18 protein-coding genes, 1 pseudogene and 1 CRISPR repeat array (1 of these 20 running past the window's edge) are annotated in these 21,788 nt (G+C 35.0%); of the genes and pseudogenes, 18 read left to right on the top strand and 1 reads right to left on the bottom strand.

The window, feature by feature from the left end; translation table 11 throughout:
- A CRISPR array of direct repeats spans nt 1-424; the repeat unit is 30 nt; unit sequence CTTTTTATCCTACCTATGAGGAATGGAAAC (it extends 917 nt beyond the left edge of the window).
- Nucleotides 425-994: 570 nt separating this feature from the next.
- The 18 genes and pseudogenes from NAAC61_RS07835 to NAAC61_RS07745 all read left to right on the top strand — a co-directional run bounded on the left by NAAC61_RS07835 (nt 995) and on the right by NAAC61_RS07745 (nt 20,448).
- Nucleotides 995-1,783, top strand: coding sequence for a DUF364 domain-containing protein (locus tag NAAC61_RS07835; protein ID WP_202695639.1), 789 nt, complete (start codon nt 995-997; stop codon nt 1,781-1,783).
- A 28-nt stretch (nt 1,784-1,811) separates the two neighbouring features.
- The gene (cobO, locus tag NAAC61_RS07830; RefSeq protein ID WP_202695638.1) at nt 1,812-2,327 is read left to right on the top strand and encodes a cob(I)yrinic acid a,c-diamide adenosyltransferase; all 516 of its coding nucleotides are present in this window, start codon (nt 1,812-1,814) and stop codon (nt 2,325-2,327) included.
- A gap of 222 nt (nt 2,328-2,549) precedes the next feature.
- The gene (locus tag NAAC61_RS07825) at nt 2,550-3,044 is read left to right on the top strand and encodes a hypothetical protein (protein WP_202695637.1); all 495 of its coding nucleotides are present in this window, start codon (nt 2,550-2,552) and stop codon (nt 3,042-3,044) included.
- A gap of 80 nt (nt 3,045-3,124) precedes the next feature.
- Nucleotides 3,125-3,874, top strand: coding sequence for an ABC transporter ATP-binding protein (locus tag NAAC61_RS07820; protein WP_202695636.1), 750 nt, complete (start codon nt 3,125-3,127; stop codon nt 3,872-3,874).
- 20 nt (nt 3,875-3,894) lie between these two features.
- Nucleotides 3,895-5,490 (top strand): hypothetical protein, encoded by a 1,596-nt coding sequence (locus NAAC61_RS07815; RefSeq protein ID WP_202695635.1) that lies wholly within the window; start codon nt 3,895-3,897, stop codon nt 5,488-5,490.
- Between the two features lie 295 nt (nt 5,491-5,785).
- Nucleotides 5,786-6,442, top strand: coding sequence for an MBL fold metallo-hydrolase (locus NAAC61_RS07810; RefSeq protein ID WP_202695634.1), 657 nt, complete (start codon nt 5,786-5,788; stop codon nt 6,440-6,442).
- A 52-nt stretch (nt 6,443-6,494) separates the two neighbouring features.
- Nucleotides 6,495-7,889, top strand: coding sequence for a YfcC family protein (locus NAAC61_RS07805; RefSeq protein ID WP_121515496.1), 1,395 nt, complete (start codon nt 6,495-6,497; stop codon nt 7,887-7,889).
- A pseudogene (locus NAAC61_RS07795) lies at nt 7,793-8,997 on the top strand (M14 family metallopeptidase). Before NAAC61_RS07805 ends, NAAC61_RS07795 begins: the two are co-directional and overlap by 97 nt.
- A 74-nt stretch (nt 8,998-9,071) precedes the next feature.
- On the top strand, nt 9,072-9,995 hold the full coding sequence (locus NAAC61_RS07790) for an L-lactate dehydrogenase (RefSeq protein WP_012209677.1): 924 nt from the start codon (nt 9,072-9,074) through the stop codon (nt 9,993-9,995).
- 14 nt (nt 9,996-10,009) lie between these two features.
- Complete coding sequence (locus NAAC61_RS07785) at nt 10,010-10,693, top strand: RsiV family protein (protein ID WP_202695631.1); 684 nt, start codon at nt 10,010-10,012, stop codon at nt 10,691-10,693.
- An 83-nt stretch (nt 10,694-10,776) separates the two neighbouring features.
- The gene (locus tag NAAC61_RS07780; RefSeq protein ID WP_202695630.1) at nt 10,777-11,352 is read left to right on the top strand and encodes a nitroreductase family protein; all 576 of its coding nucleotides are present in this window, start codon (nt 10,777-10,779) and stop codon (nt 11,350-11,352) included.
- A 36-nt stretch (nt 11,353-11,388) separates the two neighbouring features.
- A complete protein-coding gene (locus tag NAAC61_RS07775; protein ID WP_202695629.1) occupies nt 11,389-12,924 on the top strand; it encodes a type I restriction-modification system subunit M in 1,536 nt (511 codons plus the stop codon).
- On the top strand, nt 12,915-14,240 hold the full coding sequence (locus NAAC61_RS07770) for a restriction endonuclease subunit S (RefSeq protein WP_202695628.1): 1,326 nt from the start codon (nt 12,915-12,917) through the stop codon (nt 14,238-14,240). The genes NAAC61_RS07775 and NAAC61_RS07770 overlap by 10 nt, the downstream gene beginning before the upstream one ends.
- Before the next feature lie 89 nt (nt 14,241-14,329).
- Nucleotides 14,330-17,275 carry a type I restriction endonuclease subunit R gene (locus NAAC61_RS07765; RefSeq protein WP_202695627.1) on the top strand — a complete coding sequence of 982 codons (2,946 nt, stop codon included), beginning with the start codon at nt 14,330-14,332 and terminating at the stop codon, nt 17,273-17,275.
- The gene (locus NAAC61_RS07760; protein ID WP_121959608.1) at nt 17,268-17,546 is read left to right on the top strand and encodes a M48 metallopeptidase family protein; all 279 of its coding nucleotides are present in this window, start codon (nt 17,268-17,270) and stop codon (nt 17,544-17,546) included. Before NAAC61_RS07765 ends, NAAC61_RS07760 begins: the two co-directional genes overlap by 8 nt.
- 15 nt (nt 17,547-17,561) lie before the next feature.
- A complete protein-coding gene (locus NAAC61_RS07755; RefSeq protein WP_202695626.1) occupies nt 17,562-18,398 on the top strand; it encodes a sulfide/dihydroorotate dehydrogenase-like FAD/NAD-binding protein in 837 nt (278 codons plus the stop codon).
- A complete protein-coding gene (gltA, locus tag NAAC61_RS07750) occupies nt 18,392-19,807 on the top strand; it encodes an NADPH-dependent glutamate synthase (protein ID WP_202695655.1) in 1,416 nt (471 codons plus the stop codon). The genes NAAC61_RS07755 and gltA overlap by 7 nt, the downstream gene beginning before the upstream one ends.
- Nucleotides 19,807-20,448, top strand: coding sequence for a protein-L-isoaspartate(D-aspartate) O-methyltransferase (locus NAAC61_RS07745; protein ID WP_202695625.1), 642 nt, complete (start codon nt 19,807-19,809; stop codon nt 20,446-20,448). The genes gltA and NAAC61_RS07745 overlap by 1 nt, the downstream gene beginning before the upstream one ends.
- Nucleotides 20,449-20,501: 53 nt before the next feature.
- Here the strand turns inward: NAAC61_RS07745 and NAAC61_RS07740 are convergent, their stop codons facing one another.
- Nucleotides 20,502-21,602, bottom strand: coding sequence for a BMP family lipoprotein (locus NAAC61_RS07740; RefSeq protein WP_012209686.1), 1,101 nt, complete (start codon nt 21,600-21,602; stop codon nt 20,502-20,504).
- Nucleotides 21,603-21,788: the final 186 nt, after the last annotated feature.

Below are 21,788 nucleotides of genomic sequence, written 5' to 3'. Positions count from 1 at the left end.
TCGTTCTTTCTTCAAGAATGTCTCTTTTTATCCTACCTATGAGGAATGGAAACTTTGCAAAGTTGGTAGATTAGCCTAACTCAATTCCCCTTTTTATCCTACCTATGAGGAATGGAAACTGTCTACTTTGCCATCCTCTGATAGAATAACTTCAACTTTTTATCCTACCTATGAGGAATGGAGGGGGTGAAGAGGAATGGAAACTCTTAAATCCTGTGAATTCACCCGCTAATGGAGAAGGTTTTTTATCCTACCTATGAGGAATGGAAGGTAGTGGTAGGAATGGAAACTCTTAAATCCTGTGGATTCACCCGCTAATGGAGAAGTCTTTTTATCCTACCTATAAGGAATGGAAACAATATAAAGATACGGCATGTCCATCATTCATATTTGACTTTTTATCCTACCTATGAGGAATGGAGGGGGTGGAGAGGAATGGAGGATGGGGGGAGGAATGGAAGATGGGGAGAGGAATGAAAACAATACTATCTCTACGCTTCCAAGTAATGCTTCCTTCCTTCTAACCTTATTTTAATGAACTGAAAGTAGGAAAGAAAAGATAACCTGTAAATGTGAGGCTTTTTTCTTTCTTTTTTTCGTAAAGAAATGAAAAGGAGAAAGGAATGGAAGATAAGGTTAGGGATGAAGCAAAATCATCGGCGATTGATCACTTATATCTTCGATTTTTTATTCTAACCATAAAAAATTAAAACATTCTTTAAAGCATCTTTCATGACTCTTCGCTTTTTTCTTCTTATCCTAAGAGCAAATCCACAATCAGATAAAGAAAAATATTTAAAGTATTACACTAGAAGAGCTAAAATTGTTATAGAAATAGTTGTCGAAAGCCAATGCAGATTAATGAATTTTTTTAGATTTTTAGATGATATAATGGGGTTGAAAACAAATTATCAAAATCATGGGAAATAGGAAGAAAATTAGGAACATTTTTAAAATTTTAACAGTCTAATGGCTTACTAAGAAGGAGATCAGGATGATAATTGAAAGAGTATTGGAAGAGGCAACCCCTTATTTAGAAGGAATAAATATCAAAGATGCGGTTATAGGGATTTCACTTATTGGTATGGAACTTAGTAATAATCATGTGGGCGTAAGCTACGTGCTACGTGAGAATTTAAAGTCAGGTTGCTCTATTTTCCCGTATGCTCAAGACATTCTTGGTAAAGATAGTTTAGAAATTGCCGAATGGGCTCTCACGGGTCAAGATGACCTGCAAAGATCTATTGGTGTTGCCGTGTTGACAGCTGCTTCACGATCCCTTCCTTTGGCTGATGCTGATACTTCTATTCACCCCTTTTCTATTGAAATCACACCTGAGGATAATGTTTGCTTGATAGGCTATATTCCTCAAGTTGCTAATATGTTCAATGGAATGGTCAAAAATGTGTTTATTTTTGATCGTGGGGTCTCACAAAAAGGTGGCATTTTTGGGAAAGTACTCCCTGAGGAAGAACAAAAGGATATACTTCCAAAATGTGAAATAGTATTTTTAAGTGGGACTACTGTTATAAACCACAGCATCGAAGAACTTTTAAGTTTATGCAAAAATGCCAGAGAAATAGTTTTAATTGGAGCATCCACACCCATGTTTCCAAATGCCTTTGTTGGAACGGGGGTAAGTATTTTAGCAGGTTCTTGGTGGGATGAGGGTAAAAAAGATAAAATCTTTCGAAATATTTCACTTGCAGGGGGTATAAGCCACATTTCCAAATTTGCAATTAAAAAAAAATGTAAGGGTATAAAAAAGCTTGTAAGAAAATAAATTTTTAGCACAGGATGGGGTGGCTGAGATGGAACGATCTTTCGTTCATGTTTATACTGGTAACGGCAAAGGTAAAACAACAGCAGCTTTAGGGCTTTCTGTTAGAGCTGCACTTGCGGGCAAAAAAGTCTTTTTTGCACAGTTTATAAAAGGTATGGAGTATAGTGAATTGAAAGTGAGCCAATATATTAAAAACATCGATATTCAACAGTTTGGTAGGGAGTGTTTTATATACAAAAAACCTACAGAAGAGGACATAGAAGCAGCCAAAAGGGGAATGGATATTTGTGAGAAGATTTTAAAAGGCGTTGAATACGATTTGGTTGTGTTGGATGAGTTGAATATTGCTTTATACTACAAGTTGATTCCCCTGGATAGAGTTGTAAAAGCAATTAAAGAAAGAACTCCCTCGATAGAGGTTGTAATAACTGGGAGATATGCCCCAGAAGAAATTATAGAAATAGCGGATTTGGTTACCGAGATGAAAGAGATTAAACATTATTACAACCAAGGAGTTCAAGCAAGAAAAGGTATAGAGTTTTAAATAACAGGAAGAAAATAAATAACTCAAATTTCTGCGAGGTTCGATTATTTAGGTATTCAAAAAATAATTTTCTGTTTTATTTTATTAATATGTATAATAAAAAAATAATGGTATAATAATATTAACAATGATAAGTTTTAGAGTTTCTAATTTTGTTCAATAAAAAAGGAGGAGATTTTTATTTCAAACTATCCAAATTTTCACACAGTGGCTATCGAGTATATGAATGATTCAAATTTAGTACATGAGGACCATCTTCACCCTGAAGTTATTTTATGGGTGAACTTTAGTGAAGAATCTAAGAAAGAATTTTTGGACAAGATAAAAAAACAAGATAAAGATTTAGCTCAGGATATCAGCGAGCACCTATCACAATTCAAAATTGAAGAAGAAGTGGTTCCCGTTAACCTACCACTAGATGTAGATACCGAAGAAGAATTCGACAAATTTATGTATTTCTTAGGTGAATTGGCAGAGATCGTTGATTTAAAAGCGTATTCAGTGATTACTGAGGTGTCACTAGCCGATGAAGAGAGCGAGAAAGAAGATTTTGAAGATCTATACAATTTCCCCGCAATATTCAGCGAGGAAAAGGAAGGAAGTTGCTATTTAACGGTATTCGATTGGGATTTAAAAGAAATGGAAGAGTATTCTGGTAAGTTTGAGAAAAACGAAAAAGATATTGAAGGTCTGAGATTTCCTTTCTTTCAAAGCTAAAACTTTAAAAAAACCCTCTGGAATCAAATAGAGGGTTTTAAACTTATTAAAGTTAGAATGAGGTAGAGGGGGGTATAAAATTGATAAAAGCGATAAATTTAACAAAAAAATTTAAAGATTTCACCGCTGTTGATGGAATCAACTTAAGCGTAAGTGCGGGGGAAATTTATGGTTTTCTTGGTCCGAACGGTGCAGGGAAAACTACAACTATAAAAATGCTCACAGGAATACTAAAACCAACCTCTGGTCAAATTTTCATCATGGATAAAGATTACAATAATTACGAATTGGAGATTAAAAGGGAAATTGGCGTTGTGCCTGATGAACCAAAAATGTATGAGAACCTCAAAGGCAGTGAATACATAGAATTTGTAATGAACGTATACAAATTAAGTTCAAATGAAATTCACTCTCGATTCAATGAAATATGTGATGCCTTTGGGATAGATTACCTCAACGATTACATAGGTGATTATTCTCATGGTATGAAACAAAAGTTAATGGTTGCCTCAGTTTTGATGAGAAAACCAAAGGTAATTTTTTTGGATGAACCAACCGTAGGTTTGGATGCCCGAGCAGCGAGGATACTCAAAGAACTTTTGCAAAAATACAAGAGCGAAGGCTCCGCGATATTCTTTACGACACATATCCTTGAAATAGCAGAAAAGATGTGTGACAGAATAGGAATCATCGATCACGGTAGGATCCTTGCAGAAGGTAATTTGGAAGAATTAAGATCTCTCTCTAAACTAGGAAATAGGAGTTTAGAGGACATTTTCTTGGAATTAACAGGGGGTAGTGAAGTAAAAGAAATAATCGACGAACTTTAGAGGGAGGTTCTGAGACAATAATGAATGAATTAAAATTGTTGTTAAAATACTCCTATAAAAACAAATCTCGACCAACAAAAAATAAAAAAGGGATAGAAAGAGGTTCAGGTATGCTCTCCAGTGTAATGAGCTATCTGATAGTCCCAATAATTTTTTTAGCTGTTATCATTCCTACGATGCTTGCAGCTGCAGGTTCATTTAATTTAAACATTCCCTTGAATCAAATAGGTTTGGATTCTAATTATACTTTGCTAGAACTAATGTTTGCACCTTCCTTTTTATTTGTAAGTGCGATTTTTGTTTTACAATTTTCCCCATTAATTGTAACTACGCTTTTTGATAACGAAATGATGGACATCCTTTTGACCATGCCCATTAAAAGGTCAACACTCTTTTTTTCCTCTACTATAGATAGTTTAATCATGTCTGGAATAGGAAGTGGCGCTTTTTTATCAATCGTTGTCTCGTATATGATTTTGAAAGGTTCAAATGTTATTCTATCTATCTTGGGTATTATAGGTTTTTTTCTTTTTTTGATCTCTATATCGATTGTAATAGGATTAATTATGTCTTTCTTTGTTGGTAAAACATCTGCAAAAAGAATTGCCCAATTAACTTATTTCATAGGCCTTATCTTTATGGTCTTAATACCGCAATTTCTCCCCCGTATGATGACTAGTGATCCACAAAACCTTGTGGAAGGCATGGGGAACTCTCTTAAAGTATTTATGAACCCTCTTTGGCCACATGCTCAGTTCATCAACGCTATAAACGGCAGTATCTTTTCTCTTGTATTCATCTATGCTGTTTCGATATTGTTCTTTTACTTGGTATATAGATACTCGAACAATCTTGATTTCTCAACCTCTAGGAAAAAGTCAAAGGTTAAAAAAATTGAAAAATTTAAAACCAAACGTCTGCCTCTTTTTGAAAAAGATAGAAAACTTCTTTTCAGGAATTCCCAATTGATCTTTATGATGATTTATCCGGTGGTATTGCCGTTCATATTCTTTTTCACAGGTATGCAAGATTTATCTTACATAACTATCTTTTTTGTGTTGATAGCTGCAGACTACTCTGCCATGATTTCTGCATATATGTTGACTGAAGAAATAAAAATCTGGCCCGTTCCAAAGTTATTTCCTTTCAAAACAAGAACTATGGTGAACTCAAAAATAATGATTTCTACAGGGCTTTATACAATTGAGTTCATCGCTCTTATAATAGTTTTCTCCATTGTGCTAAAATTTAAATTATTTGATTTGATACTTATAATTCCTACTGTCATATTGTTGTACTATTCATCGCTATTAGGGACAAGAATCTTTCTCAGCGATCCAAAAAGAGATGTATCCCAAATGAACAAGGTTTTCAAAGGGAAAGAAGTATTGGTTATAGAATTGATAACAATGGGGTACGCTGCGGCTATTTTTGGCTTGCTATTTTTTTATGACCTAATGCTTGCCCAAGGTCCTTTGTGGATCTTCAAAAATATCAGTATGCAGCTTACTTCTCTAATAATACTTGGAACAGTAGCGGTGCTATTGTTTGCAATTGTAAGATCTATTGGAAAAGAACAAAGAAAGATAAATCAGTACATAGAAGCAATGGAATAACATTCTGTTGGTAAATCTAAAAATTGTATTGAATTTCCGTGATACTTTAATAAGCCCTCTATGCTAATTTTTTAGAGGGTTTTTCTTATATTTTCAAAATTTGTGCTATCATATATTTTAGAAGGGGTTTCCTTCTGGGTGGGATGCAGGGTAAAAAGGGCAAAAGATTCTTTTCCTCATGGGTGGGAAGTGGGATGAAAGGGTGAAGAATTTTTTTCCTTGTGGGTGGGCTGCGGGGCGAAGGGGCGCTATATAAGAGCTTTTTAAGACAGCAATTAAAAAAGGGGGAACAACTATGGCAGAAAATAAACAATTGAAAGTTACCATTTTATACGATAACACAGTGCATGACAAAAATCTTCAAGCTAATTGGGGATTCTCTGCTTTGATTGAAGTAGAAAATGCACCTAAGATTCTTTTCGATACCGGTGGGAGTGGGGAGATTCTGTTAAATAACATGAAAAAGCTAGGAGTTGATCCATCTACAATAGATGAGGTTTTTATATCTCACAACCACTATGATCATGTGGGCGGTTTGTCGGGTTTTCTCTCAAAAAACCCCGATGTAACGGTTTACGTTCCTCCATCTTTCAGGGGAGTGAAAAATGCGAAAGAAGTTATTACCATAAAAGGTCCTATTGAAATACATGAAGGCATTTATTCCACAGGAGAATTAGAAGGGATAGAACAATCTCTTTGTGTAAAAACTGAAAAAGGAATAGTAATCATAGTTGGATGTTCACATCCAAAGATGGAAAATATATTAAAAACCGCTTCAACATTTGGAGAAGTATACGGAATAATTGGAGGGTTACATGGAACACCTGCAGAATCTTTGAAGGGTTTAAAACTAATTTGTGCAACACATTGTACCCAACACAAAGAAGATATAAAAAAACTTTTTCCAGAAGCCTATTTAGAAGGTGGCGCTGGAAAGGTTGTTGAAATTTAAAAATACTAAAGACAATAAAATATCAAAACATATTATACAAGGGGGATGAGGTATGGAAAAGTCTGTAAAAATAAGCAGAAATATGTTTATAACCTCAGCACTAGTTATTTTTTCTATCATGATGATCTCAGGGGTATTAACAATTTTATTGCCTGCGGGGGAGTATCAAAGAGAGTTTATAGATGGAAGAACAGTCATCGTAGAAGATTCTTACCAGACAATAGAAAAACCAAATTATCCCTTTTGGCGATGGTTTACCGCTCCAATCGAAGTATTATGGAGCTCTGATGCACCCCTTATAATCACTATTATTGTGTTTATATTGGTAGTTTCCGGTTCGATCTATATTTTGAACAAAAACCATGTCATCGAATACATCATTAATAAAATTGTTAAAAGGTACAGCAAGCAAAAAAACGTTTTATTAGGTTTGATGATTCTAGTTTTTATGCTTTTAGGTGCATTGATGGGGATTTTTGAAGAAATTGTCCCTTTAATACCGATTGTAATAATGTTTTCAGTTTCCTTGGGTTGGGATGACCTAACAGGTTTGGGGATGAGTTTACTCGCAGCAGGATTTGGTTTTTCTGCAGCAATAGCGAATCCGTTCAGTTTAGGGGTGGCACAAAGAATAGCTGAAATCCCACTTTTTTCGGGAATAGGTCTCAGAATAATTATTTTTATCACTACTTACCTACTTTTATTCTTTTTTTTGAGGAATTATGCTAAGAAGCACCAAAAAGAGGTTGTTGATCAGCAAATAGAAACCATCGATTATGATGTAAATACTTCAAAAGCTTCTAAAATTTTAATAACAATAATTTCAATTTTGTTTATACTGATTTTAATTTCTGGTTTTACTGGATTTATGAGTGGTCTTATGTTGCCCGTTGTTGGTGTGTTATTCATGGTAGGAGGTTTTTTATCGGGTTTGGTTGTTGAAAAAAGTATTTCTAAAGTATTCAAAGATTTTTTAATAGGGATGAGCAATCTGTTGCCTGGAGTCATATTGATTCTCATGGCTATGTCGGTAAAACTGATAATTACCAATGGAAAAATCTTAGATACGATATTGTACAATGCATCTATTGTTATATCTGAATCTGGAACTGTCGCTGCAACTTTTTTGATTTATTTGCTTTTTTTTATTATGAATTTATTTATAGGTTCAGCTTCAGCAAAAGCATTTTTGACTATGCCAATTATAGTGCCTTTGGCAGATTTGGTTGGAATCACGAGACAAACCGCTGTACAAGCTTTCGTTTTTGGAGATGGGTTTAGTAATTTGTTGTATCCAACTAACGCAGTGTTGTTAATCTCGTTGGGAATTGCTGGAGTTAGTTATTTTAAATGGTTCAAATTCATTTGGAAGATTCAGCTTGCTGTGTTTTTTCTTTCTTTGCTATATTTGTATATTGCAGTAAAAATAGGATACGGTCCTATATAACAGGAGATAGAGAGATGTATGATTATTCCTATGATTATGATGAATGTAGAAAAAATTTTTTCACCTTTGAAAATGAGCTAAAGAAATATTATTCTACAGTTTCTAATGATTCCTATTCAATTGAAGAGGACAGTTATATTGATAGTTTTTTATGTCAGAACGAAGGTAACAGAAAGTTATTTCTTATTACAACAGGCGAGCATGGAATAGAAGGATACGCAGGTAATGTGTTCATTCAGATATTCGTCAAAGAGTTTTTACATCGAATAAAAAATCAAGAGATTTCGTTGTTTCTCATTCATTCCTTGAACCATGGGGGATGAGGCATAAAAGAAGAGTAAATGAAAACAACGTTGATTTAAATAGAAATTTTCTTTATCAAAACGAGGAACTAAACAACGAGTCATATGAAAAAATGCAAAGGTATTTCACTAAAAAAAGGCCGGTTGGTGTTTTAGATTCAAGTTTAATAGTGGGATTTTTTGAATTGTTACCTTATTTATTAAAATTAGGCACAAAAGGGGTAAAAGAGGCTCTAACCAAAGGTCAATATGTTGATAATAAATCTATTTATTATGGCGGAAAGGAAGAAGAGAAATCAACTAAGTATATAAAAGAAATCTATGAAAGAGTTTTTAACACCTACGAATTTATCCTCCATTTAGACATCCATACTGGGGCAGGTCCAAAAGATAAATTGTTGATTGTTGACTCTGCCTTTGACAAAGAAGATTGCAATACCAGAGAAAAGCAATTTAATTACTCTCCTATTACACAAGCAAAAAAAGAAACTTTTTACAGTATAAATGGAGATATGATTGATTATATACACAAAAAGTATCAGAGTACTTCGAATTTCTATTCTACATGCTTAGAATTCGGTACATATGGAGAAGGATTAATAGGTCAACTGAAAAGTATAAAAAGTTTGGTTTTAGAAAATCAAGCTTGGTGGTATGGTACAAAAAATTCTCAAGTAAGATCGAAAGTTGATAAATTATTCAGAGAAATGTTTTTTCCGGAGCGTAACGAGTGGCGAAATTCTTTTGAAGAAGATACTAAAAAGGCATTGAATGGAATATTGAAATATTTTGAATTTTTAAAGTAGAGAACAAAAGCATACTATAACTTTGAGATATGTTTTTAATAGATGCAAACTTAAAAAATTGGAGGGATATAATTTTGAAAATTAGCATAATAGGAACGGGAAGAGTGGGTTCAAGTACTGCTTTTGCTTTAATAAACGCAGCAGTTGCTGACGAGATCGTTCTTTACGATCTCAACAAAGAAATGGCTGAAGGTGAAGCATTGGACTTATTGCATGCAACAACCTTTCACAAAAGAATGATTATAAGGGCAGGGGAATATAGTGATATAGAAGGAAGCGATATAGTATTAATTACAGCAGGAGCTGCTCAAAAGCCTGGTGAAACAAGGTTAGATTTGACAATAAAGAATGCTAAAATAATAAAAGGCATTTCAGAAAATATAAAAAAATATGCTCCAAATACGTTGATAATAAACATTACTAACCCTGTTGATGTTATGAGCTATGTTGTGTGGAAAGTAACTGGTTTTGAATCTAATAGGGTAATTGGGACTGGAACAATATTGGACACCGCAAGATTAAGAGCCTTAATAGGGAAAAATTGTGGAGTTTCCCCAATGAGTGTTCACGCCTATATAATAGGTGAACATGGTGACTCAGAGTTGGCAGCGTGGAGTTCGGCAATGATTGGAGGTGTTCCAATTAAAGGTTTTTGCCGTAATTGCCCGTACAAAGATAATTGTAATAAAGATCTGAGTAAGATTTTTGATGATGTAAAAAATTCTGCTTACACTATAATAAGCAAAAAAGGTGCAACTAATTATGGAATAGCTTCAGCAACTACTGCACTGGTAGAATCGATAATTAAGAATGAAGGAAGAGTATATACCCCTTCCGTGTTGTTGGATGATGTGTACATAGGATATCCTGCGGTTATAAACAAAGACGGGGTGGAACGAACTATCGATATAACTTTGAATGATGAAGAAACAGAAAAGTTTGAAAGTTCAAAAAGCATAATAAAAGAATATCTCGAATCAATCAAAAACTTACTTTAAGGGGGAGAGCAACTATGAAAAAATTTTTAAGTATATTTTTATTGCTTATACTGTTTTCTATAACCCTCTATTCAATCGAATACATAACCCTATCGTCAGATCTATCAGAAAACTTAGGTGGAAGAGTAAGTATTCCATTTTTTTACGGTACAAAGGATGCACCAAGTGCCTTTCTTTTAAATAGTTACTTAGCAAAAGATGTTGAAGATTTCTTAAGTGAATATCTCGATCAGCTTTATGGTCTTAGAAATAGTATAGACGAATCTGAGGAACCATACGTTCAAGTAGTTATAGAATCAGAAATAGGATTTGTTTCAGACAGTTTTGTGAGCTTTTACACTGATTATTTTTCTTATGTTTATCACCAGGCTCATCCAATGACTACAAGAAAAACTTACAATTATGATCTAACTCTCAGTAAATTCCTCAATCTCTACGATTTCTTGGATTTATATAGTGATGACACAGGCGAATCTTTTCGAATAATCAAAGAAAGCATTATCGAAGAAATAAATGCAGACCCTAAAATTTATTTTAATGTTGATGAAACTCTAGATACAATAGGGTATGATCGAGATTATTATATTACAAATGAAGATTTTGTTGTAGTCTATCAACATTACGAAATTGCCCCATATTCATCCGGTATAAGAGAGTTCAAAATACCTCTTAAAGAATTGGGCATAGAAATTCAATAAATGAAGGGGCGCTAATAAAGACTAAGCACAGCGTAGAAAAAAGTTCATCTTTCAAAAATAATTAATGGAGGGAAAACAACAACATGGATGTAATAGAAATAATCAAACAAAGAAGAAGCATCAGAAAGTTCAAGCAAGATCCCATCGATGATAAAATATTGAAAGAGTTAGTAGATTGTGCGAGGTTAGCACCTTGCGCTTCAAATAAACAACCACTAGAGTTTATCGTTGTAAAAGATAAAGAAACTTGCGACAAAGTCTTTGAAAATTTGGGTTGGGCTAGCTATATATCCCCAAAAGGAACTCCTAAAGAAGGTGAAAAGCCAACCGCATACATTTTTATTTTAGTCAACAAACAAAGAGCTACGAAGTGGATTGGTCACGATATAGGAGCTGCCTTTGAAAATATCTTGTTAGCTGCATGGTCAAAAGGTATAGGTGGATGCCCAATCGTTACCATCAACAGGAAAAATGTAAGAGAAATCCTAAACGTCCCTGATGACTACGAGATCGATACAGTAATACCTTTAGGTTATAAAGGGCACGACTCTTTTGCAGAAGATAACGATGAGAAGGTTGAATATTATATGGACGAGAATGGCAATTTCCACGTTCCAAAAAGGCCTCTTGAAAGGGTTATTCATTTTGATAAATTTTGATTATAATTATTGATTCGGTAGATAGGAGGACAACAAATGGCTCAAAATAACCTTGATACCAAAACTTTAGAAAACTGGCTTTGGGAAGCTGCGTGTAAAATAAGAGGACCTATAGATGCCCCCAAATATAAGGATTATATCTTACCTTTGATATTTTTAAAAAGACTTTCTGACGTGTTCGAAGACGAATTGAACGAGTTATCAGAAAGATATGGTCCACTAGAGTCAGCGGAAGATGATATCAAAATAGATCCTAAATTAGTTCGTTTTTATTTGCCACCAGAAGCAAGATGGTCTGAAGTTGCTAAAAAAACTACAAATGTCGGAGAATATTTAACCGACGCCGTAAGAACAATTGCAAGATACAATCCCAAACTTCAAGGTGTAATAGATATTGTAGATTTCAACGCAACTGCAGGTGGTCAAAGAATTATAAGTGATGATGTGTTGGTGGCATTAATTGATGTTTTAGGAAGATATCGCCTTGGTTTGAAAGATGTTGATCCAGATATTTTAGGTCGAGCATACGAATATTTGTTGAGAAAATTTGCCGAAGGTTCTGGGCAAAGTGCTGGTGAGTTTTACACCCCTAGTGAGGTAGCAATATTGATGTCAAAGATCTTAGACCCAAAACCAGGTAATGAAGTCTATGATCCTTGTTGTGGATCTGGGGGATTGTTGATTAAGGCACATTTGAGATTTAAAGAAAAATATGGAGAAGACAGAGATAAAGAACATCCTAAATTCTATGGGCAAGAAATCTTGCATTCAACGTATGCTATGGCGAAAATGAATATCTTTATACACGACGTGGAAGCACAAATTGCCCTTGGCGATACGATGATTAGACCAGCATTTTTAACCGACGAAGGATCACTCAGTAAATTCGATTTAGTAACTGCAAATCCAATGTGGAATCAAACATTTGCACAATCTGTTTATGAAAACGATCCTTACAATAGATTCATTTTTGGATACCCTCCATCAAATAGTGCAGACTGGGGATGGATCCAGCATATGTTTGCTTCATTGAAAAATGATGGGAAGATGGCTTTGGTAATTGATACAGGTGCTGTATCAAGGGGGAGTGGAAATGTTGGGAAAAATAGAGAAAGAGATATAAGAAGAGAATTTGTTGAAAAAGATTTTGTAGAATCGGTTTTATTACTTCCAGAGAATTTATTCTACAACACTTCAGCACCAGGGGTTATCATAGTGATTAATAAGTTAAAACCAGCACAAAGGCAAAACCAGATACTTCTCATAAACGCATCAAAGCTCTATGAAAAAGGAAGACCTAAGAACTTCTTGCCTGATAGTAGTATTGAAAAGATAGCAAAGATCTATCTCAATTGGAAGGAAGAAGAGGGAATAAGTAAAATAATTTCCAAAGAAGAAGCAGCGAAAAATGATTATAACTTAAGCCCTTCTCGCTATGTTGCCCAGAATGGAGAAGATGAAACATTGCCGTTGGAGGATGCTGTTGTACAATTAAAAGAGGCAGAAGAAGAGAGAAAAGAAGCCGATGAAAAATTAGAGGTCATTTTAAAAGAGATGGGATTATGGAATTAGATCTTAATCAAAAAGAAGAATACAAAAAAACAGAACTGGGATTATTGCCGAATGAATGGGAAGTTGTGAGGTTAGGGGATGTTGTTCAAAAAATGAAGGCTGGAGGAACACCAAAGAGAGGAATAAAAGAATATTGGAATGGAGAAATACCTTTTGCGTTAATTGAAGATATAACTTCTTGTGGATTATATTTGTCAAAAACAAAAAATACAATCACAGAAGAAGGGTTAAAGAATTCTAATGCCTGGATAGTACCTGAGAACTCGCTTTTGTTAAGCATGTATGCAACAATTGGAGAAACAGCAATAAATACTATTCCATTAGCGACTAATCAAGCGATACTAGCAATAATTCCAAAGGGTAATTTTGATAAAGTTTTTGGGGCTTATCTTCTTAAATTTAATGCTGAAAGGTTGAAAATGCAAAATATTCAAAGTACACAAAAAAATGTAAATAAGGGTATAGTTGAGAGTTTCAAAATCCCCGTCCCTCCGCTCTCTGAACAAAAAAAGATTGCCTATGTCCTCTCTATAGTACAAGAGGCAAAGGAGAAGACGGAGGATGTTATAAAAGCAACAAAAGAACTCAAAAAGTCCATGATGAAGTACCTGTTTACTTACGGGCCTGTAAGTTTGGAAGAAATTGAAAACATACCGCTTAAAGAAACGGAGATTGGATTGATACCTGAAGAGTGGGAAGTTGTGAGGCTTGGGGATTATTTAGAGTTATTAAGAAATGGAATAACAAAGAAACAAAACAAAGAAGGTAGAGGTTTGCCGGTTTCTAGGATAGAAACAATTTCTTCAGGTAAAATAAATCCTCAAAAAGTGGGGTATATTGAAGGACTTACAGAACAAGAAATTAAAAAATATAAATTACATGAAGGAGATATTTTATTTAGTCATATAAATAGCGAACCTTATCTTGGAAATTCAGCAATATATGAGAATGAGCCTTTTGTTTTTCTTCACGGAATGAATTTATTAATGTTAAGAGTAAAAGCTGATCTGTTAAATCCTTGGTTTTTAAATTTTTTGATTAGCTTTTATAGAAGAAAAGGTGTATTTATGGGAATTGCATCAAGAGCGGTAAATCAATCTTCAATAAATCAAGGTAGATTAAAATTATTACTTCTTCCCCTCCCTCCCCTCTCTGAACAAAAAAAGATCGCTTCAATTCTCTCAGCGATCGATCAAAAAATCGAGGCGGAAGAGAGCATGAAAAAGGCCCTTGAAGATCTCTTTAAATCACTGTTGCATAATCTTATGACCGCAAAAATAAGAGTAAATCATTTGGAGAATGTTTTCGATGAATAAAAAAGATTTTTTAGTTACTTTTACCAAAAGCAAAGAGAAAATATTAGTAACTTTATTAGAGAAAAAAGTGAGAAAGTGGTGGTGTGACTATGGGCTTGGGAGATGAAAAATATTCTGCTCAGGATCCAATTATAAAATACGTACAAGAAGAATCTGCTGAATATGGATCATCAGATGGAAGCAAGGTTTTTCTGAACCTTGGTTGGGAATACGTCAATCCTGACGAAGCCTTGAGGCTAAAAGGTGGAGAAAAAGGCTTAATATTCAAAGATGTATTTATAAAGCAACTTCAAAGACTCAATCCTGGGTTTATGGACCATCTTTTCGCAGAAGAAGTATTAAAAGATCTTGAAAGAATTCTTCCCAATATACAAGGTAATTTAATAGTCTGGGAATATTTAAAAGGACTTAAAACTATATTTGTGCCAACTGAAAAAAGAGAAAGAAACGTAACGTTTTTGGATACCTCTGAGATAGATAGGAATATATTCCAAGTTACCGATGAATTTACATTTACAAATGGGAGCAAAACGATAAGGGCAGATGTGGTGTTTCTTATTAATGGTGTTCCGTTTATCCTCGTAGAAACGAAAGCACCTCATAGAATTGATCCGCTTAATGAAGCCTATAAGCAAGTAAAAAGGTATCATCAGCAAGCGCCAGAACTTTTGGCTGTTTTACAAATATTTGGTTTAATAGATGTGATTCGCTTTTATTACGGCACAACTTGGAATCTTTCAGGAGGATCCCTCTTTGAATGGAAGGATGAATTAGATCAAGATTATGAAACGTTAATTAAAACTTTTTTTGATAGAAAAAGGATAATAAAGATACTTACAGATTTTATTCTTTTTACAAAGCAAGATGAGGAGCTTAAAAAAGTTGTTTTAAGGCCTCATCAAATGAAAGCTGTTGATAAGATAGTTGAAAGGGCTAAAGATCCTTCAAAGCAACGTGGTTTAATTTGGCATACTCAAGGTTCTGGTAAAACTTACACTATGATTGTAACGGCGAAGAAAATTATAGAAGATCCCTTTTTTGAAAATCCGACAGTGATTATGCTCGTTGATAGAAACGAACTTGAATCACAGTTGTTCAGTAATCTGAAATCCGTTGGCATTGAAAATGTAGAGGTTGTAGAAAGTAAAAAACATCTAAGGCACCTTCTTAAAACCGATAAAAGAGGTTTAATTGTTAGTATGATTCATAAGTTTGATAATATTCCTGCTGATTTGAATCTACGAGAAAATATTTTTGTTTTAGTGGATGAAGCCCACAGGAGTACAGGTGGGAAGCTTGGTACATTTTTAGAAGGAGCTTTACCAAATGCAACTTATATAGGCTTTACTGGTACTCCCATCGATAAGACAAATTATGGAAAAGGTACGTTTGTTACATTTGGTAAAGATGATCCCCCTAAAGGATACCTTGATAAATACAGCATATCAGAATCGATTAAAGATGGCACCACCGTTCCCTTGTATTATACGTTTGCGCCAAATAAAATGATGATTGAAAAAGATGTTCTTGAGAAAGAATTTTTGGCACTGGCAGAGACTCAAGGGGTTAACGATGTAGAAGAGCTTAACAAGGTTTTAGAAAAAGCCGTAAAACTTAAAAATATGCTAAAAAACAATGATAGAGTTCAGTTGATATCAAAATTTGTAGCAAGGCATTTTAAAGAGTACATCGAACCAATGGGTTTCAAAGCATTTCTTGTCGCTGTTGATAGAGAAGCCTGTGCATTATACAAGGAAGAATTAGATAAACACCTGCCCCCTGAATACTCTAAAGTTGTATATAGTCAGAGTCAAAATGATCCCCCGCAAATGACGAAGTATTATTTATCTGAAATGGAAGAGAAAAAAGTTCGAGAGAACTTTAAAAAGCCTGGGGAGCTACCAAAAATTTTAATCGTAACCGAAAAATTATTGACGGGGTTTGATGCACCGATTCTTTATTGCATGTATTTAGATAAACCGATGAGAGATCACGTTCTTTTACAGGCTATAGCCAGAATCAATAGGCCGTACAAGAAGGATGAAAAAGATAAAAAGAATGGACTTGTTGTCGATTTTGTTGGAATTTTTAATAATTTAGAAAAGGCACTTGCTTTTGATTCTGAGGATATAGAAGGGGTAATCGAAGATATTGAACTTTTAAAGGAAGATTTTGCAGTACAAATGGAAATTGGCAAAGAGAAATATCTTTCTATCGTTGCCAAAAAAGATAGAGATAAATCTGTAGATGCGGTCTTAGAGTATTTTAGGGATGAAGAAAAACGTAATGAATTTTATGAGTACTATAAGAAGCTTTCTGGTTTGTATGAGATATTATCCCCCGACAAATTTTTAAAGAAATATCTACAAGATTATGACACCCTTTCAAGGATGTATAAGATTTTGAAAAATGCATATGAAAAAGGTGTATCTGTCGATGAGGAATTCACAGAGAAAACAAAGAAATTAATTCAAAAGTACACAAAAAATAGTAAAATTAAAGATACATTGGAAGTTTTTGTTATAGATGAATATACTTTAAAGAGAATTGAAGAAAGTAATGCTTCAGACGTTGAAAAGGTTTTTAATTTATACAAGAGTATTGAAAAGACTGTTGAAGAAGAAAGCAAAGAATATCCAATTCTCATTACAATTGGAGAAAAAGCGGAGAATTTACTTTCCTTGTACAAAAACAGACAGAAGAGTACAGAAGAAACTTTGAATGGTCTAAAGAACTTGGTACAAGAAACAAACGACAAGAAGAAGGCTCAAAAAGAAAGTGGAAAATCAGCAGCATTCTTTACACTCAAAGAATTATTGAAAGCTGAATCTATCGATGATGCCGAGAATATTGCTGAAAAATTCGAGAAAGAAAAGGAAAATTATCCTCTTTGGGACAAGGACGAAGATCAGGAAAGAGAAATGAGACGTGAATTTTACGGTTTATTAAGGCCGAAGGGTCTCAAAGGCGAAAAAATAAAACAGTTATTCGAAAAATATCTCTACATACTAAAAGGTAGGAATGCTAATGATTGACCCAATTGAGTTTAAAGCCGAAGTTTGGAATTTAGCAAAAGATATCAGGGTACAACCAAAAGAAATTCATATTCGTGAAATGAGTAAAAAATGGGGAAGTTGCTCTTCAAGAGGTAGGTTAACCTTTGATAAAAAACTTTTAAATGAGCCAAAAAGTTTTAGATTTGAGGTAATTATTCATGAATTATTACACTTGAGATACCCTAAACATGGGAAAATGTTCGATGCTTTAGTGCAAGAATATCTCAATAGAAACATTGAAAAAAACTAAAAAGGGGTGGAAGTTTTGTTCGAAATATCCGAGAAAAAGAAGTTAGCTCAAGATGTATACAGCGTTTGGGTTGAAGCACCAAAGATAGCAGCTCATGCACAACCTGGTCAGTTTGTTATAGTTATAGCAGAGGAAGATGGAGAGAGAATTCCTCTAACTATAGTGGATAAAACTGAGGATAAGATAAGGCTCATATTTCAAGTGGTTGGTAAAAGCACGACGAAAATGTCAACTTTTGAAAATGGTGATTCCTTTGCCCATGTCGTTGGACCTTTGGGCAATCCTTCAGAAATAGATTATTATGGGACGGTATTGTTGATTGGTGGAGGTATAGGTGTTGCCCCAATTTTACCTATTTTAAAAGCATTGAAAGAAAAAGGCAACAGGGTAATAACAATTATGGGAGCAAGAACCGCGGATCTTTTAATTTTAGAAGATGAGTTTACACAGCTTTCTGATAAGTTGATAGTAACAACAGATGATGGATCAAAAGGTATGAAAGGTTTGGTTACCGATGGTATGAAAAAGGTAGTGTCAGATGGTGAAAAAATAGATAAGGCTTGGGCTATTGGACCAGTTATAATGATGAAATTTGCCACAAAGACCGCTCAAGAACTCGGTTTTCCAATAATAGTATCTTTGAATCCAATTATGGTAGATGGAACAGGAATGTGTGGTGGGTGTAGGGTAACAGTTGGAGATAGCGTTAAATTTGCCTGTGTGGATGGCCCTGAGTTTGAAGGTGAGCTCGTTGAATGGGATGAATTGTTAAAGAGACTGGGGCAGTACAAAGTTGAGGAGAAGGAGTCTTTAGAAGAAAAAAAAGAAAAAAACGTCCAAAAAAGATTTTGAGGAATAAAGTTCCTGTGAAAAAACAACCTCCCGAAGAGAGAAAGCACAACTTTCAAGAGGTTGCATATGGTTATTGTTTGGAAGAGGCTATGATGGAAGCCGATAGATGCTTACAATGTCCTGATAGCGCATATAATTGTATAAACGGATGTCCCGTTGGTGTAGATATACGAGGTTTTATAAGAGAGTTGAAAGAAGGTAATCTTGCCAAATCTGCAGAAATACTGAAGAGTTACAACAATCTACCGTCTATTTGTGGAAGAGTTTGTCCGCAGGAGAATCAGTGTGAAGGTGCATGTACCCTAGGTAAATCAGGTGCTTTTGAACCAGTTGCCATAGGAAGATTAGAAAGGTTTGTGGCGGATTGGGAAAGAGTTCAAAGAAAAAATGAAAAGAATAATATCCAAGTGTCTAAAGACAATGTCAAGGGGAAAGTTGCCGTTGTAGGTGCAGGACCTTCAGGACTGACGGTGGCAGCAGATTTGGCAAAGATGGGATATTACGTAAAAATTTTTGAAGCCTTGCACAAACCCGGAGGGGTCTTGACCTACGGTATCCCTGAGTTCAGACTTCCAAAAGAGATAGTATTTGAAGAAGTCGAGTATGTTAAATCATTGGGAGTGGAAATTGAGACGGATGTAGTGGTAGGAAAGACAATTACAATAGATGAAATGAGAGAAGAGTTCGACGCTATATTTATAGGTACAGGTGCGGGGACCCCCAGATTCTTGAATATCCCAGGGGAAAATTTGAACGGGGTTTACTCTTCAAGTGAATTCTTAACAAGGGTTAATTTGATGAAAGCATATGAGTTTCCTTTGGTTGATACTCCGGTTAAGGTAGGCAAACATGTGGTAGTTGTTGGAGCAGGCAACGTCGCGATGGATGCTTCAAGATCGGCGTTAAGGCTTGGTGCCGAAACCGTAACAGTGGTGTACAGAAGATCGGAGGAAGAAATGCCAGCAAGAAAAGAAGAATATGAAAACGCCGTTGAAGAGGGAATTAATTTTATGTGGCTGACTAATCCAATAGAGTGTAAAGGAAACGAAAAGGGAGAATTGACAAGTGTTGTCTGTCAAAAGATGAAATTGGGAGAACCTGATTCTTCTGGTAGAAGAAGACCTATCCCCATTGAAAATAGTTACGTTGAAATACCCGCAGATCTTTTTATCGTTGCTATAGGTCAAGAGTCAAACAAGGTATTACTCAATGCATTTCCTGAATTGAAACTGAATAAATGGGGTTATATAGAGGCAGATCCCGTTACCGGGGTTACTTCTGTTGAAGGAGTTTGGGCAGGAGGAGACATAGTTACAGGTGCAGCAACCGTTATCGAGGCAATGGGTGCAGGTAAAAGAGCTGCTAAGGCAATAGATGAATATATTTCTTCTAAGGTAGGAAAATTTTGATGGATTTTGAGGAAGAAAATAGAATGATGGTTGAGTATCAGCTTAAAAGAAGAGGTATAAGCGATGAAAAGGTTCTAAATGCTTTTTTGAAGGTTAAAAGACATTTGTTTGTACTAAAAGATCTTGAGAGGTATGCATATGATGATTGCCCTTTGCCTATTGGCGAAGGGCAAACTATTTCTCAGCCTTATATAATCGGCTTAATGCTTCAATTATTAGAGTTAAGAGAAAACGACGTAGTTTTAGAGATAGGAACGGGATCTGGTTATCAAACGGCTTTACTGGCAGAGATAGTGCGTCTTGTTTATACGATAGAACGAAATGAAACGTTAGCTCAAAGAGCAAAGAATAAATTTGAGGAATTAGGTTATAAAAATATTGTTTTAGAGGTTGGAGATGGAACAAAAGGGTGGACAAAAGAAGAGATTGAGTTTGACGGAATCATAGTTTCAGCGGCAGCTCCAAAGGTTCCTGAACCTTTGTTTTCTCAACTTAAAATTGGTGGTAGAATGGTAATTCCAATTGGTTCTAGAACCTTTCAACGTTTACATAAAATAACTAAGTTAGAGGATGGAAATATGAAGGTTGAATACTCTGATGGTTGTATGTTTGTTCCTTTAATAGGTGAATATGGTTGGTGAGAGTGTTTAGTTAAAATATAAAATATCCCGCAAAAAGCGGGATATTTTAATAATTAATATGGAAAAGTTATCTCAGGAACTTCAAATGATCCAATTTGGGAAGGATCTGATGGTATTATTAATTTGTCTTCTTTTATCAATTTTTTTAGATATTCGATTTCTACAAAGTATCTAATGGGCACCATGCTTCTTGTGTATTTCATTGGCGTTATACTGACACCGTCTTCTTTCATACCTAATCTAAAGACACCAGATTCAAAGGTTCTTACGGACATGGCGGATTGAATGCCTTCAAAAGCAGCTGTGTCCACTCTTTTCATCGCACTCGTTAATACGTAACCCGGAGCCATGTAATCTTGATCTACATCCACGCCTATTGCAAAATAATTCTTTTCTAATTCATAGTATTTATCGATGATTTGCTCCAAAGATGCATTTTGGGGGAGATTGTACAGATTGCTTCCTCTTTCTTTAGCAGCATCAATTACTCCGTTACCCGTGGGCCCAGCCGCATGAAAAACAATGTCTGCTCCGTTCTCCATCTGTGTTAAAGCTAAACTCTTTCCTAAAGCAGGGTCATTGAAGGTGTTTGCATAGCCTGATACGACTTGGACATCTTCGTTATGTAATTCATTGTATACTTTAACCCCTGCTGCGTAGCCAGCTTCGAATTTGGTAACGGCAGGAACTGGAACTCCTCCTATAAATCCAACTTTTCCTGTTTTACTCATCATTGCAGCCAAATAACCTGCTGGGAAGCTTGATTCATGTTCGTTGAAAACATAACAAACTACGTTTGAAGGGACTACTTGTCCAGGAGATGGTTCGATATCTATCCCTACAAAATAAACATCAGGAAATTGGGGAGCTACGTTGAATAGAACATCCGTCATCATAAAGCCCACGGCGATTACAACGTCTGAATCTCTTGCAGCATTAGATAGATTTGGTAAATAATCTGTTTGTTCAGATGATTGGATTACTGCAATTTCTACACCTAATTCGTCTCTTGCTCTTAAAACGCCTTGCCACGTTCCGTCGTTGAATGATTTGTCTCCTAGCCCTCCTACGTCGGTGACCATGGTTACTTTGAAAGCGAAAATAGTGGAAAATAAGAACAAAACAACAAAGAAAACACTTAGGTACTTTTTCATAAAAATCGCCTCCTATGTGGTTTATAATATTATAGCATATTTATAATTTAAAGTTTTACGAAGAGTAATTTTATGATTTAATGATATAATATAAAATATGGATCATGAAGTGGGCTACGTGGCTCTTCCCTTGCTGGGTTAAAGGCTTCAGATCCTTCCTTTTCCTTATGGGTGGGCTGCGGGGAT

Origin of the sequence: Petrotoga sp. 8T1HF07.NaAc.6.1, assembly GCF_016772115.1 — a bacterium.
Taxonomy (GTDB): Bacteria; Thermotogota; Thermotogae; order Petrotogales; family Petrotogaceae; genus Petrotoga; species Petrotoga mobilis.
The sequence above is the reverse complement of the archived record's forward strand: the minus strand, read 5'-3'. Positions and strand labels throughout refer to the sequence as shown.